Consider the following 13,519-nt stretch of genomic DNA (forward strand, 5'->3'; position numbering starts at 1 on the left):
CCCGGTGTCGGCGCAGCCGCTGTGGACAATGCTCGACACGGAAGGCATCGGCCGGCTGGTACGCGACGAACAGTGCGTGGGGGCACCCTGGCCCGGCTGGATTCCGGAGAAGACACTGGTCACCTAATGGCCCCACTGAACATGCTGTGACAGCGGCCGCTCTGCTATTCTGTTGACGTCCATGGACCCGATCTCCAGGCCGGCGCCCGTCCGAAAGATGACGACTGAGTGGAATGGTGCAATCGCTCTCAGATCCGGACGACGACGGTGCTTCTGCCCCCGCCGAAGCGCCGCAGACCCGTTCCGGCGACCGCCTGCAGTCCCTCACCCGTGGGCTCGCCGTGCTCCGAGGCTTCTCGCGCCAGCACGCGACCATGTCGGTCTCCGAGGTCGCCAAGAACGCCCAGCTCAGCCGGGCGGCCGCCCGCCGGGTCCTGTTGACGCTCGAGGACCTCGGCTATGTCCGGTCGGAGCACGCCCGCTACTCGTTGCGGCCGAAGGTCCTTGAGCTCGGCTATGCATACCTGTCTTCGCTCTACCCCTGGGACTACGCGTTACCGGTGATGCAGGCCTTCAGCGCCGAGGTCGACGAGAACATCCTCGCCGGTGTGATGGATGGCACCGACGTTGTCTGCGTTGCGCGGACGACCCGCAAGCCGGTGTCTGTGTCGGTGCCGGTCGGTGGACGCATCCCGGCCTTCGCCTCGTCGATGGGTCGCGTGATCCTCGCGAACGAGGACGACGACAAGCTCGAGGCGTACCTCGACCGTGTGGAGCTACGGGCCTACACGCCCCAGACGATCACCTCGGTCGAGGAGTTGCGGGCCGAGCTCAAGCGGGTCCGCGCCCAGGGCTGGTCGCTGGTCGAGGACGAGCTCGCGGTCGGCGTTGTGGGCATCGCGGCCCCGATCTATGGCCCCGGACGGCGGGTCGTGGCGGCGCTGAACGTGTCGATCCATGGCAAGCACGACGAGTCGTCCGAGCACATCGCGGTGACCCGGGCACGCCTGCTCGAGTGCAGCCGGGAGCTCAGCCTGCTGTTCGGCGGTTCGGGCGGGGTGTGACAAGCACGCGAGCCGGTCAGGCGCCGCCGATCAGCCCCTAGCGCGTGGGCGAGACCGTCCGGGCGGCTCACGTCCCACCAGGCCTCCGCGACGGCATCCGGCCCCGATGCCCGTGCCGGCTCCAAGGCTGCCGCAAGGTCGACGAACTTGGCCCGCAGGTGCTCGGCAGGTCGCGGGTCGTTGCGGTGGCGGGCGGCCCCGGCAACGGTCACCTCGGCCCCACGGTGGGTCCGGGGCGCGGACGGTGGCGACGATGTCTCGCGGGCGCATGGCCCGCGTCAGGCCGATGAGCACCTCGTACGCGACGACGGTTGCGGTGAGGAGGCGTCGGCCGTCGACACCGGGTTCGTCGGCGAAGGCGAGCAGCCCGCCGAGGCAGTCGCTCGGGTGGAGGTTCGGCGCCCAGTCGTTGAAGTCCAGATAGCGGATCAGCACGGTGTTGACGAAGGCGGCGTCGGCCGGAGCCCCGGCCGACGCCACCCCAGGATCCGGCCGACGCCCCGTGTCCCTGGCGGGGCGGCGACCGCCACCGCCGCGCGGGCAGTCGGGCTCAACGCCGCACCGAGTGCGCAACCACGGAGTCGAACGGCCGCACCGCAGCTGCTCGCCCCACCTCGTCAGACAGATCGATGTACTCAAGTCCCGCGGCGAAGTCGACGACGACTCGTGCGACCTCATCCACGGTGGTTCGTTCGTTCGTTCCCGGCGTTACGTGTTGATGATCTCGAAGAGTGCTTCCTGCTGCCTGACGAAGTCATACAGCGGGTTGAGGACGACGAGCTGCGCCCCGAGGTCGATGACCTCCTGGATGCCCGCGGCCACGTCGTCGGCGGTGCCGTAGACGCTGACCTCGGTGCCCTTGTCCCCGTTCTTGGAGTACACCTCGAACCGGTCCTTGATCCGGCGCTCAGCCTCGGCCCGGTTGCCCTCCACTGCGATGTAGATGCGTTTGGCAATGGTGAACTGGGCCGGGTCACGGCCTTGTTCGGCAAGGATCTGCCGAATCTGCTGGACGTAGCTGCCGAAGTCCGCCGTGGAGGCACCACCCGGCCCCATCCAGCCTGTGCCGTGCTTGACCGCACGTCGCAGGCCGTCCGGATGGCGTCCGCCGAGCCAGATCGGCGGCGTCGGCCGCTGTCGCGGCTTCGGGTTCATGTCGACATCGTTGAGTTGCCAGATCCGGCCCTGGTAGTTTGCAGGGCCGTCGGAGAACAGGGCTTTGAGGATGTCGGCTGTCTCGATGAGCCGCCGTACCGGCCGGTCCATCTCGAAGCCGCCCATCTGCAATCGCAGCAGCGGCGCGCCCATCCCCAGCCCGACCATCACTCGACCGTTGGAGATCACGTCAAGTGAGGAGACCAGCTTGGCCAACTGCACCGGTGTGTGCTCGGTGACGATGAGCACAGACGTGCCCAGCCGGATCCGGTTGGTCATGGCGGCCACGTAGCTCAGCAGCGTCAACGGCTCCAGCACGTCGGCCTTGCCGACGACCTGCGCCTGGGTCCAGAGGCTGTGGAGGCCCGCTTGCTCGGCCCGCACAGCCACTGTCTCGACGACCTTCAGGTCGACCGCGGTCTCGGTGAACACCTGAGGGAGCATGAAACCGAAGTCGACCGGGAACTTGCCCGTCACGTGGCTAACTCCTCGATAGCTGGAATTGCGTTGGGAATGTTGTCGGGTGGTACCCGGGTCAGTTGGCCTGGTAGTTGAAGATGTCGTTCCACTCCGCGACCCAGTCCTCCTGGACCCGCCGCCATTGGTCGAGGTCGAGCACGACCATCGGCAGGTCGGTGTAGGCGGGCAGGCCCTCCGGCGCCGCAGCGTCGGTTCGGACCGCCCAGGCGCCGCCGTTCGCGGCCGCGACCGACTCCTGCCCGGCCTTCGAGTAGAGCCAGTTGCGGAAGAGTTGGGCCGCGTTCGGGTGGGAGTCCTTCACGACGCTCGGCTCTGACAGCAGCGTGTAGGTGCCGTAATCGGCGAGGCCGTCCGAGGGCAGGACGAAGTCGACCGGTGCCCCGTTCGCCTTGGAGGTCATGGCGGTCGAGGCGGAGACGATGCCGATCGGGATCTCGCCCCGCTCGACCTGAGGACCGAGGGTCGCGCTCGATGTCTGGATCTTGACGTTCTGCGCCGCCAGATTCTCCCAGTACTCCACGCCGAATTTTTCGCGCAGATACATGAAGTTGGACCAGGCGCTGCCGCCGACGCCAGCGATGAGCACGCCGATCTTGCCCTTGTATTCCGGCTTGAGCAGGTCCTGCCAGGTCTTCGGCGGCGTGGTACTGCCGAGTACTGCGGTGTTGTAGGCGATCACCATCGTGGAAACCGTCGTCGGGTAGGCGCAGCCCTTTGGGTCCAGGTAGCGGTCGTCGATCGTTGCGGTGAATGCCTCGTCAAGTACGTCGCACTTGATGACGCCGGCATCAACCAGGGCTGAGTTGTTGAGCGGGTCGCTAGTCTGGATGACATCCGCGCCGAGCAGCTTCGCGCCCCCCTCGGAGATGGTCCGCTCCTGGAGCTGGGTCGGGGTGAGCCGCACGGACTCGACGTCGATGCCGGTCTGCTTGGTGAAGTCGTCGGTGAACTTCTGCGCCACGTCCTGCAGGTACGCGGTGTACAGGCTCACCCTGCCCTCGGCCTTCGCGGCGTCGAGTAGTGCCGCGTCCGCGATGACCTCGCCGTTGACGACGAGTCGACCTGCTTCATCGGTTGCGGCGGTGCTGGAGTCACCGGAGCCGCAGGCTGTCGCTAGGAGCGTGCAGCCGATCAGAGCCGCGCCAATGCGAGCCAGACGGAGCCTCATGGCCTTGGTCCTTTCGCGCTATCTACGGGGATCGGTAATAGAGACGGATATCGGTGCGGACGTAGTAAGCAAGCGGCGATCACGTCTTGCCCAGGCCGAACAGGGCCCGGCCCAGGAGGCCGACCGCGAAGAGCACCGCGCTGAAGATGAGCGCGAGGCAGGACACCGACTGCCACGAGCCGTTGTCCCACTGGTGGTAGATGAGGATGGACAGGGTTTGCGTCTTGGTGGTGAAGAGCAGCAGCGTTGTTGACAACTCGCGGAAGGCGAGGATGAAGACGAGGAACAGTGTCGATCCGACGCCCGCCCGCACGAGGGGTAACGTGATGCTGCGCGCGGCGCGAATCCGTGTCGCGCCATGGGTGTAGGCGCTGTCCTCGAGGTCGCGTCCGATTTGGGACAACCCCGAGCTCATGCCCTGGTATCCCTGAGGGAGGAACCTCGTCACCGAGGCCAGGACCAGGATGTAGAGCGTGCCGTAGAGCGGGATCGGGCTGCGCGTCCACGTCCATAGGAAGCCGAGACCCACCACGAGGGCGGGCATCGCGAGCGGCATCGCCGAGATGTAGCTGAGGACCTGCCGGCCCGGAACGTTGGTCTTGTTCACCACGAACGCGACGGCAAAGAACAGCAACCCGCCGAGGATCGCCGCGCCGAGCGACACAACCATGCTGTTCTGCAGGCCGAGGTAGAAGTCATCCGACTCGAGCGTACTGCTGAACCGGGCGGTGCTCAGCACCGAGGTGTCGAACAGGTCCCCCACCGAGCCGACGTACTGGCTGCGACGCAGCGCGCTCACGACGAGCGCGAGCATCGGCAGCACCACCGCGATGAACAGATACAAGATCGTCGCGACGAGGGCGAGCCAACGCCATTTGCCGAGCGGCATCTTGCGGGGCCGATAGCCCTTGCCCGTAACGGTCGCGTAGTCGTTGCGCTTGAGAATGCGGTTCTGGAGCGCGACCACGCCGAAGACCACGACCATGAGCGCCACCCCGACCGCGGCGGCCTGGTTCTGGTTCGGCCGGTAGGAGACCATCAGGTTGTAGATCCGTGACGACAGGGTCTCGATGCCGTTGGGCACGCCGAGGATCTGAACGACGTCGAAGTTCTCCGCGATCAGCACGAAGACCAGCAGCGCCGCGGCGATCACCGCCGGCGTCAACAGCGGGAAGGTGACGTTGCGCAGGACGGTGAATCGCTTCGCGCCGTGGACCTGCGCGGATTCCTCAATCTCGGGGTTCATGACGGTCAACGCGCTGCCGATCAGGATGTAGGCATACGGCGAGTAGTACAGCGCGAAGATCCCGATCATGCCAGGGAGACTGTAGACGTTGAGGTTCCATCCGATGCCGATGCTGTCCAGCACGATATTGAGGTACCCGACCTCGGGCGAGGCCAGCAGGCTCCACGCCAAGGACGCGATCAGCAGCGAGATGAACAGCGGCATGAACCCGGCAAGGTGGATCAGCCACGGTGCAGGTGCGTCGGTGCGGGTGGCGAGCCACGCCAGCCCGCCACCGATGGCCAACGCGCCGAGGCAGCCGAAGGTGCTGACCACGATCGTGTGCAGGGCCGCGGTGGCGGTGCCCGTGCCCCACAGCGCCCGGTAGTTCTCGAGTGTGAAGTTCCCGAGCGGGGATCCCGGCCGCGGTGGTGAATCGAGGAACGACGTGAGGATCAGGGTGCCGACTGGGACCAGGACGAGGACCGCCAGGATCGCGCCGAGGATGACGACCGGCGAGACGCGTTTGGCGCGGGCGGCATGAGCGGTCAGGTTCAGTACCATGCCTGCCCCTCGATGTCGAAGACTCGTACCGCCGCCGGCGGGAGCGTCAGCCGCACCTTCGTGCCGCGCTCGAGCAGGTCGTCATTGCCGGTCCGCTTGACCTGGATCCGCTGTCCGGCGGAAGACTCGACGACGTACTGCGTGTGGTCGCCCATAAAGCTGGCGACGGCGACGACGCCCTCGACGGTGTTGTCCGCGGCGGGCTCGCCCCCCGCCGCCGCGATGCCGATCGCCTCCGGCCGGATCGACAGGGTGACCTTGTCGCCCACAGCGCCACGCATCGGGCAGGTCGTCTGCACGGTCGCGGCGCTCTGGCCGTCATCGGTGCCCCACCTGACCCCGCAGCCGGTGCCGTCCTTGCCAGTGGCCAGGACGCCGGGGAGGAAGTTGGTGGCACCGAGGAAGTCGGCCACGAACTGCGTCGCTGGCCGCCGGTAGAGGGTCACTGGGTCAGTCAGCTGGACGATCTTCCCGTCGTGCATGACCCCGATGCGATCGGCGAGGGCTAGTGCCTCCCCCTGGTCGTGCGTGACGTAGATGCTTGTGGTCTTCAGCGACTCATGCAGCTCCTTCAGCTCGATCCGCAGCCGCTCGCGCAGGCGGGCGTCGAGGTTACTCAGCGGCTCGTCGAGCACCAGCACGCTTGGGCGCATCGCGAGGCTGCGGGCAAGCGCGACCCGCTGCATCTGCCCACCGCTCAGCAGGCTCGCCGGTCGTGGCCCGAGCTCGGTCAGGCCGAGCAACTCGAGGGTCCGGTCGACCCGCTCGTCGGACTCGCGCTTGGCCAGCTTCTGGATCTTCAACGAGAACTGGACGTTCTGGCGGACGGTCATGTGCGGCCAGATCGCGTAGGACTGGAAGACCATGCCGATCCCGCGCTCGTTGGCTGGGATATGCAGCCGCTTCGAGGAGTCGAAGACGACCCGGCCATCGATTGTGATGCGGCCTTCATCCGGGTCCTCAAGGCCCACGATTGAGCGCATCGTCGTTGTCTTGCCACAGCCGGAGGGGCCGAGCAGGACGAGAGTCTCGCCTTGTCTAACCGAAAGGTCCACCCCGTCCACGGCGGCCTTGCCGTTGAACGTCTTGCGCAACGCGGTTATCTCGACCGAGACGTTGGCGTCTGCCGAGGTCATATGCTCCCCTCCGTCACTGTCCGGGTGGCGGCCCCGGGTACCGGCTGGGACGCGGTCGCGCGCCGAGGCACGCGACCCGCCGTCACGAGTGCGTTGGGTGATCATGGTCGGCAATGACGTCTTGGGCAATACGGAACGCCGACACCGCAGCTGGGACACCGGCGTAGATGCCCGCGTGCAGGAGGGCCTCCTGGATCTCCTCCTTGGTGCACCCGTTGCGTAGGGCGCCGGCCACGTGCAGGCGGAGTTCGTGCTCGCGCCCGAGGGCGGCCAGCATGCCGAGGTTGATCAGACTGCGGACGCGGTCCGGCAGACCGTCCCTGTTCCACAGCCAACCCCAGCAGTACTCGGTGACGAGCTCTTGCAGCGGGCGTCCGAATTCCGAGGCGCTCGCCAGGGAGCGATTCACGTATTCGTCGCCGAGGACGCGTCGGCGCGCCGCCGTGCCAGCAGCGAAACGGTCTTCGTTGAGCATCACAAGCTCCGTCTTCACGTGGTGGCCCGGCCCATGCCGGGTCCGGTCTATGCCGTTTGTCCGGTCGTTCCGCATCGATTGGCTGGTAGGTCCGGCCCAAACTCTTCGAGGGTTGGAGGGGTACGCCCTCATGCTGTGCGCTTTGCGCGCATCTGCTCGATAGGCGCGCAAGCAACGTAGCCACTGTTTCAGCGAGGTGTCAAGGAATCGTCCGAGGCGCCCGGGGTGTTGACTCGCTTCTCTCGACGCGGCTAGGGTGTGCGCTTACCGCGCACTTGCGCGCTCAGTGAGCAAGCCCCAGCTACGCCCGCCCCCTGGAGTCGTGCTTATGGATATCGGACTTGTCGGTTTAGGAGCGATGGGCGGACCCATCTCGCGCCATCTACTCGAAGCGGGCAACACGGTCACCGGCTACGACGTCTCTGCGGCGGCCCTGTCCCGGTTCAGCTCCCATGGCGGGAAGGCGGCGGGCTCGCCCCGCGAGGTGTCCGACCAGGCCGAGACCGTGCTCTGTAGCCTGCCCACGGCGGCCATCGTCGCCCAGGTCGTGCAGGGGGAGTCCGGCCTGATCGGTGGGCGGGCCATGCGGACGTTCGTGGAACTGTCCACTGTGGGCCGCCCGGCGGCCAGGACCGCAGCCGCGACGCTCGCGGCGGCCGGCGTCGGCTATGTCGACGCCCCCGTGAGCGGTGGGGTGACGGGAGCCGAGCTGGGCACACTGGCTGTCATGGTGTCCGGTGACGAGAACCTGGTCGACACCGTCGAGCCGCTGCTGCAGACCTTCAGCTCCTCGGTGATCCGCGTCGGCCCCGCACCCGGCCAGGCACAGGTGGTCAAGCTCGCCAACAACCTGCTGTCGGCGACCGCCATCGTGGTCAGCGCGGAGGCAGTGCTCCTCGCCGTTAAGTCGGGAGTCGACCCGCGGGTGGCGCTGGACGTCATCGGGCGCGGCACCGGGCGCAACTCGGCCGTGAACGACAAGTTCCCGCGCCTGGTGGTGCCGCGGCGCTTCGAGTCGGGCTTCAAGCTGGGCCTCCTGGCCAAGGACCTGCGGCTGTGCATGGGCGCTGCCGAGGACACGACGACCCCGATGCTCGCCGGTCGCGTGATCGAGAGCCTCGTCGCGCTCGCGGAGGGGCAGTTCGGATCCGACGCCGACTCCCTCGACTACGTGCGGATGGTTGAGCAATGGGCACACGCCCAGATCGACGACATCTCGTGGACGGCCGCGTGATGACGGCGGAGGCACGTCGGGACGCTGGCGCGATATGTGCGCACACGGGAAGGGTGACAGAACTATGACGGAACAGGTGCGGGATCGCAAGACGTACGCGATGCGCATCGGCGGCGAGTGGCGGCCGGCGATTCGCCAGTTCGACAGCATCGACCCCTTTACCGGACAGCCGTGGGCGTCGGTGCCGGAGGCTACCGAGGCCGACGTGGACGATGCCGTCGCCGCGGCTCGCGTCGCGTTCGACGACGGCCGCTGGTCGCGCCTGCCGGGCGCCGAGCGGGGCGAGGCGCTGCGCCGGCTGGCCGACCTCATCCTAGAGTCGGCCGACGAGCTCGCGCTGAGCGAGGTGCGCGACAACGGCAAGCTGCTGCGCGAGATGCGCGACCAGGTCCGCAGCCTGCCGGCCCACTACCGGTACTTCGCCGGGCTCGCCGACAAGATCGACGGGCGGGTTGTCGATACAGGTCGGGACAACTACTTCGGGATGGTGCTGCGCGAGCCGATCGGCGTCGTCGCCGCCATCCTGCCGTGGAACTCGCCGCTCCTGCTCCTAACCTTCAAGCTCGCGCCGGCGCTGGCCGCCGGTTGCACGGTGGTCGTCAAGCCCTCCGAGCAGGCGCCGGTGTCGATCCTGAAGTTCGCGGAGCTGGTCGACAAGGCCGGTATCCCGGCGGGCGTCTTCAACACGGTCGCCGGATCGGGCAAGGACGTCGGGCAGTGGCTGGTGTCGAACCCGGGAATCGACAAGGTGTCCTTCACCGGATCGGGCGTGACCGGCGCGGCGATCGCCGCTCAGGCGGCGACGCACCTCGCGCCGACCGCCCTCGAGCTTGGCGCCAAGTCCGCGAACATCGTCTTCGACGACTGCGAGGTGGATGCGGCGGTCAACGGACTGCTCGCCGGCATCTTCGCCGCCGCCGGCCAGAGCTGTATCGCTGGCTCGCGCGCGCTCGTGCAGCGCGGCGTCGCCGACGAGGTGACGGCAAAGCTGACCGAGCGCACGCGCAAGATCAGGCTCGGCGACCCCCGCCTGACAGAGACCGAGATGGGCCCGATCGCCTTCCCGGCCCAGCGCGACAAGGTAGCGTCCTTTGTGGAGCAGGCACGGGTCGACGGTGCCACAGTGGTCACCGGTGGGCGGACGACCGGCGAGATCGAGCAGTTCTACGAGCCCACGATCTTGTCGAATCTCCCCACGACGTCCCGGGTGTGGCGCGAGGAGATCTTCGGTCCGGTCCTCGCCGTGACGGTCTTCGACACCGAGGAGGACGCGGTCGCGCTCGCCAACGCCACCGACTACGGCCTGGCCGCCGGCGTGTGGACCACCGATGTGCGACGGGCACTGCGCCTTGCCCGCCGGCTAGTCGCCGGGACCATCTGGATCAATGCATATCGTACGCTCAACTACGCGATGCCATTTGGCGGCCTCAAGCGCAGCGGCTACGGTCGGGAGAACGGCGTCGAGGCCATGCACGAGTATCTGACCGACAAGGCCGTCTGGATCGAGCTCACCGGCGCGACCCGCGACCCCTTCACCATCGGCTGATGGACACCGCCACCCCTCAAGCCCTCGCCTTGCGGGTCCTCGAAGTCGGGCATACGACGCGGACGGCTGCATGCGGCTACCTGCTCTCCGGCGTCGGCGCGACCGTAACCAAACTGGTCGTGACCGACACAGGCGACGTCGGCGACGCGGACCGCGCTGCGCTGGGCAAGGCCGAGTCGCTCTATCTCGATCACGGCAAGTCCATCCGCGTGGTGTCCGCCGGCGCGGATGCTAGTGCCGAGGCCGTGCTGGACGGGGTTGACGTCGTGCTCTCCGGCTCGGACGCCGACCTCGTCGCGCTGCTCGGCGCCGACGCTGCCGGCCTGCGGGCGACGCGCCCGCAGCTGGTCGTCGCCCTCGCCACGGTGTTTGGTCGCTCGGGCGAGTACGGCTCGTACGTCGGTGGCGACCTGCTCGCGCTCGCCCTTGGGGGTCTGCTCAGCGTGATCGGCGAACGGGACCGCGAGCCGCTGCGGCTGGGCGGCAGCCAGGCGGAGTACTCCGCCGGTTTGGCGCTGTTCACCGCGGTCATGACGGGCCTGTTCGCCCGCGAGACGTCGGGCCTGGGCGCGCTTGTGGAGACCTCGGCTGTACGCACCGTGGCCTACCTCGACTGGAAGAGCCACGTCTACTACGCCGACCGTGGCATCGTCCTGCAGCGCGGCTCCGACAGCGGCCCGCTCGTTCTCCAGTGCGCGGACGGCTACGTGGGCTTCTACTACCGCGACGAGGAGTGGCCCGAGGTTAAGGCGCTCGTCGCCGACGCCCGCCTGGAGGACGAACGGTTCGCGACCCAGCTCGGTCGGGACAAGCATCGCACGGAATTCGCCGCCATCATGAACGACTTCAGCCGCCGGTTGCCCCGCAAGGAGCTCTACCACCTCAGCCAGGCCCGGCACATCCCGGCCGGATCCGTGCTGGGCATGGACGAGTTGGCCGACGATCCGCAGATGAAGGCGCGCGAGTTCTTCGGCACGAGGATCGCCGACGGTGTGCCGGTCACGGTGCCCCGGCTCCCGTGGACCGTCGACGGCATTCGAGAGGGGCAGTCATGACCGGGCGCGGCCCGCTGGACGGGCTCAAGGTGGTCGACCTCGGCAACATCACAGCCGGCGGTCGGACGTCGCAGTTCCTTGGTGACTTCGGCGCGACGGTCGTCAAGGTCGAGGGTCCAAGGCGGCCGGATCCCTTCCGGCACTGGAGCGGGGTCACCGGGGAGGCCGGTGCCGGGGACCTGGCCAGCCCGCCGTTCCGCGTCGTCGGGCGCAACAAGACGTCGGTTGCCATCGATCTAAAGCATCCGGACGGTATCGCGCTGATGCGCCGTCTCGTCGAGGACGCGGACTTGGTCGTCGAGAACTTCCGGCGCGGCGTGATGGAGAGGCTCGGCCTCGGCTTCGACACGCTCGTGAGCTGGAACCCCCGCATCTCCTGGCTGTCGATCTCCAGCCAGGGAACGGACGGCCCGGAGCGCGACCATGTCTCCTTCGGCGGCACGCTCGAGGCGCTCGGCGGCATGATGGCCGTCACCGGATACGGGCCTGCAGAGCCGACCTGGACCACGTCCAAGGTCAACCACCCGGACCAGGCGGTCGCCCTGCTCGCCCCCGGCCTCGCGCTGTGGAGTGTGCTCGTCGCCCGCCGACGCGGTCGGGGTATCCACGTCGATCTAGCGCAGCGGGAGACCGTCGTCGCCCTCATCGGCGAGCTGGTCACCATGGCCTCGTTGACCGGCGTAGCCCCGGTCGCCGCGGGCAACCTGGCACCCGGCGAGGTCGGGCTGTGCCTGCCCGCCCGCGGGCAGGACGAGTGGGTCGCAGTCAGCCTGACCGACGACACTCAGTGGCGTGGCCTGCTCGATGTCGCCGGGCGCCCCAAGTTGGCCCGCGACGATCGGTTCGCTACCCCGGCCGCGCGGCAGGCCAACCACGGCGAGCTGACGCAGGAACTGGCCAAATGGTCACGCAAGCACGACAAGGCCGAACTGATGCGCACACTCCAGCGCAGCGGCGTCCCCGCCGCTGCCGTCCTGCGGGCCTGGGAGCTCGAGGGCGAGCAGGAGGCCCGCGGCGAGACGCTGCACGTAGCCGTCCCGACCTTCGCCGGAAAGCCGGAAGCCCAGGTCTCCTGGCCGTTCACGATCGACGGCGAAGCCCAGCCCGCCATCTACCGACGAGCGCCACGAGTCGGCGAGGACACGGTTGATGTCCTATCGCGACTCGGAGTGGAGCCAGACCGACTGCGAGAGCTACTCGATGCCGGGGTGATCGCGGTCGCCGACCGCGATTCGGAAGGACTCACCCCGCCAGTTCAGGAACGGAGCACCATATGAGTACCCGCGACGGGGTAGCGATCGTCGGCGTCGGCACGACCGAGTTCGGCCAGCTCTACAAGGACCGGACGGCCAACCGTTCGGCGTACACCCTGGGCGCCCGGGCCTTCACGGCGGCGCTGGAGGACGCCGGCCTGGAGCGCGACGACATCGACGGGCTAATCTGCGCCCGGCTGCCCAACTACACCCGAATGGCCGACCTGGTCGGCCTGCGCCGCCCCTCGTACTGCCAGAGCATCGACGGCGCCGGCCGGATGAGCGCCGTCGCCGTGCAGCTGGCCATCGGCGCGATCCAGTCCGGACTGGCCCGTACGGTCGCGCTCGTCTACGGCAACAACGGCCGCAGCGCCGGTGCGACCTACGGCGGCGGGGAGGACGGTGGACCGACCACGGGGTACGACACCTCATACGGCATGACCTCTCCGGGGGCCTACGTCGCCCTGATGTACCAGCGGTATCGCGAGATGTATTCGGCGCCCGATCTGGCGTTGGCGCCACTGGCGATCAACAATCGCGCGCACGCGATGCACAACGAGAACGCGGTGATGCGCACTCCGCTCACCATCGACGACTACGTGAACGGCCGCTACATCGCCGAGCCGCTGCGGTTGTTCGACTACTGCCTCATCAACGACGGCGGCGTCGCGATGATCCTGACGTCGACCGCCATCGCCGCGAAGCTAAACCGGCCGATGGTGACGATCCGGGCGACCGCCTCCTCCGGTGACCTGACGAACTTCTACACCAGTGACGACTTTTTCCAGCAGTCGTGCAACAGCGTCGCCAACCGGGTCTTCTCGGCCGCGGGTATGTCCACAAAAGACGTTGACTGTGTCCAGATTTACGACAACTTCACGCCCACGATCCTGTTTTCGCTCGAGGGATTCGGCTACTGCGCTCCGGGGACCTCCTGGGACTGGGTACGCGACGGACGTATCGGGCTCGGCGGCGAGCTGCCGGTCAACACCAGCGGTGGCCACACGTCGGAAAGCTACATGCAGGGCTGGGGCTTGCACGTCGAGGCGGTGCGCCAGCTGCGCGGCGAGGCGGGATCCCGCCAGGTGCCCGACTGCGAGGTCGTCCAGTACATCTGCGCGTCGCCGATCACCGCGTCCCATCTGCTCGTCCGTTCCTGATCGG

General features: G+C 67.9%; 12 protein-coding genes. 6 read left to right on the plus strand and 6 right to left on the minus strand.

The window, feature by feature from the left end; translation table 11 throughout:
• Nucleotides 1-233: 233 nt before the first annotated feature.
• Nucleotides 234-1,064 (plus strand): IclR family transcriptional regulator domain-containing protein, encoded by an 831-nt coding sequence (locus tag BUS84_RS07970; protein WP_074310107.1) that lies wholly within the window; start codon nucleotides 234-236, stop codon nucleotides 1,062-1,064.
• 30 nt (nucleotides 1,065-1,094) lie between these two features.
• Here BUS84_RS07970 and BUS84_RS41185 read toward each other — a convergent pair whose 3' ends face one another.
• The 6 genes from BUS84_RS41185 to BUS84_RS08000 all read right to left on the minus strand — a co-directional run bounded on the left by BUS84_RS41185 (nucleotide 1,095) and on the right by BUS84_RS08000 (nucleotide 7,267).
• Nucleotides 1,095-1,742 carry an MmgE/PrpD family protein gene (locus BUS84_RS41185; RefSeq protein WP_084757445.1) on the minus strand — a complete coding sequence of 216 codons (648 nt, stop codon included), beginning with the start codon at nucleotides 1,740-1,742 and terminating at the stop codon, nucleotides 1,095-1,097.
• A gap of 30 nt (nucleotides 1,743-1,772) precedes the next feature.
• Nucleotides 1,773-2,696 (minus strand): LLM class flavin-dependent oxidoreductase, encoded by a 924-nt coding sequence (locus BUS84_RS07980; protein WP_074310111.1) that lies wholly within the window; start codon nucleotides 2,694-2,696, stop codon nucleotides 1,773-1,775.
• Nucleotides 2,697-2,754: 58 nt separating this feature from the next.
• Complete coding sequence (locus BUS84_RS07985; protein ID WP_074310113.1) at nucleotides 2,755-3,867, minus strand: ABC transporter substrate-binding protein; 1,113 nt, start codon at nucleotides 3,865-3,867, stop codon at nucleotides 2,755-2,757.
• Nucleotides 3,868-3,946: 79 nt separating this feature from the next.
• Entirely contained in the window at nucleotides 3,947-5,428 is a 1,482-nt protein-coding gene (locus BUS84_RS07990; RefSeq protein ID WP_159450996.1) for an ABC transporter permease, read from the minus strand.
• A 218-nt stretch (nucleotides 5,429-5,646) separates the two neighbouring features.
• Entirely contained in the window at nucleotides 5,647-6,897 is a 1,251-nt protein-coding gene (locus BUS84_RS07995) for an ABC transporter ATP-binding protein (RefSeq protein WP_208869551.1), read from the minus strand.
• Nucleotides 6,875-7,267, minus strand: a complete 393-nt coding sequence (locus tag BUS84_RS08000; RefSeq protein WP_074312302.1) for a carboxymuconolactone decarboxylase family protein — start codon at nucleotides 7,265-7,267, stop codon at nucleotides 6,875-6,877. The genes BUS84_RS07995 and BUS84_RS08000 overlap by 23 nt, the downstream gene beginning before the upstream one ends.
• A gap of 328 nt (nucleotides 7,268-7,595) precedes the next feature.
• Here BUS84_RS08000 and BUS84_RS08005 point away from each other — a divergent pair, with 328 nt between their 5' ends.
• The 5 genes from BUS84_RS08005 to BUS84_RS08025 all read left to right on the plus strand — a co-directional run bounded on the left by BUS84_RS08005 (nucleotide 7,596) and on the right by BUS84_RS08025 (nucleotide 13,515).
• Nucleotides 7,596-8,501 (plus strand): NAD(P)-dependent oxidoreductase, encoded by a 906-nt coding sequence (locus BUS84_RS08005; protein WP_074310117.1) that lies wholly within the window; start codon nucleotides 7,596-7,598, stop codon nucleotides 8,499-8,501.
• Nucleotides 8,502-8,601: 100 nt separating this feature from the next.
• A complete protein-coding gene (locus tag BUS84_RS08010) occupies nucleotides 8,602-10,047 on the plus strand; it encodes an aldehyde dehydrogenase (RefSeq protein ID WP_208869552.1) in 1,446 nt (481 codons plus the stop codon).
• Nucleotides 10,047-11,102: a CoA transferase gene (locus tag BUS84_RS08015; protein ID WP_074310121.1), complete on the plus strand. Its 1,056-nt coding sequence runs from the start codon at nucleotides 10,047-10,049 to the stop codon at nucleotides 11,100-11,102. The genes BUS84_RS08010 and BUS84_RS08015 overlap by 1 nt, the downstream gene beginning before the upstream one ends.
• Nucleotides 11,099-12,379 (plus strand): CaiB/BaiF CoA transferase family protein, encoded by a 1,281-nt coding sequence (locus BUS84_RS08020; protein ID WP_074310123.1) that lies wholly within the window; start codon nucleotides 11,099-11,101, stop codon nucleotides 12,377-12,379. Before BUS84_RS08015 ends, BUS84_RS08020 begins: the two co-directional genes overlap by 4 nt.
• Nucleotides 12,376-13,515 carry a thiolase family protein gene (locus tag BUS84_RS08025; protein WP_074310125.1) on the plus strand — a complete coding sequence of 380 codons (1,140 nt, stop codon included), beginning with the start codon at nucleotides 12,376-12,378 and terminating at the stop codon, nucleotides 13,513-13,515. The genes BUS84_RS08020 and BUS84_RS08025 overlap by 4 nt, the downstream gene beginning before the upstream one ends.
• Nucleotides 13,516-13,519 lie beyond the last annotated feature (4 nt).

This window comes from Micromonospora cremea, from assembly GCF_900143515.1.
Taxonomy (GTDB): domain Bacteria; phylum Actinomycetota; class Actinomycetes; order Mycobacteriales; family Micromonosporaceae; genus Micromonospora; species Micromonospora cremea.

Bases quoted from the DNA above. Each gene is read 5' to 3' on its own strand.
- BUS84_RS08025 (WP_074310125.1), top strand. From the start codon at position 12,376: ATGAGTACCCGCGACGGGGTAGCGATCGTCGGCGTCGGCACGACCGAG.
- BUS84_RS08005 (WP_074310117.1), top strand. From the start codon at position 7,596: ATGGATATCGGACTTGTCGGTTTAGGAGCGATGGGCGGACCCATCTCG.
- BUS84_RS07970 (WP_074310107.1), top strand. From the start codon at position 234: ATGGTGCAATCGCTCTCAGATCCGGACGACGACGGTGCTTCTGCCCCC.
- BUS84_RS07985 (WP_074310113.1), bottom strand. From the start codon at position 3,867: ATGAGGCTCCGTCTGGCTCGCATTGGCGCGGCTCTGATCGGCTGCACG.
- BUS84_RS08010 (WP_208869552.1), top strand. From the start codon at position 8,602: ATGCGCATCGGCGGCGAGTGGCGGCCGGCGATTCGCCAGTTCGACAGC.
- BUS84_RS41185 (WP_084757445.1), bottom strand. From the start codon at position 1,742: ATGAGGTCGCACGAGTCGTCGTCGACTTCGCCGCGGGACTTGAGTACA.
- BUS84_RS08015 (WP_074310121.1), top strand. From the start codon at position 10,047: ATGGACACCGCCACCCCTCAAGCCCTCGCCTTGCGGGTCCTCGAAGTC.
- BUS84_RS08020 (WP_074310123.1), top strand. From the start codon at position 11,099: ATGACCGGGCGCGGCCCGCTGGACGGGCTCAAGGTGGTCGACCTCGGC.
- BUS84_RS08000 (WP_074312302.1), bottom strand. From the start codon at position 7,267: ATGCTCAACGAAGACCGTTTCGCTGCTGGCACGGCGGCGCGCCGACGC.
- BUS84_RS07995 (WP_208869551.1), bottom strand. From the start codon at position 6,897: ATGATCACCCAACGCACTCGTGACGGCGGGTCGCGTGCCTCGGCGCGC.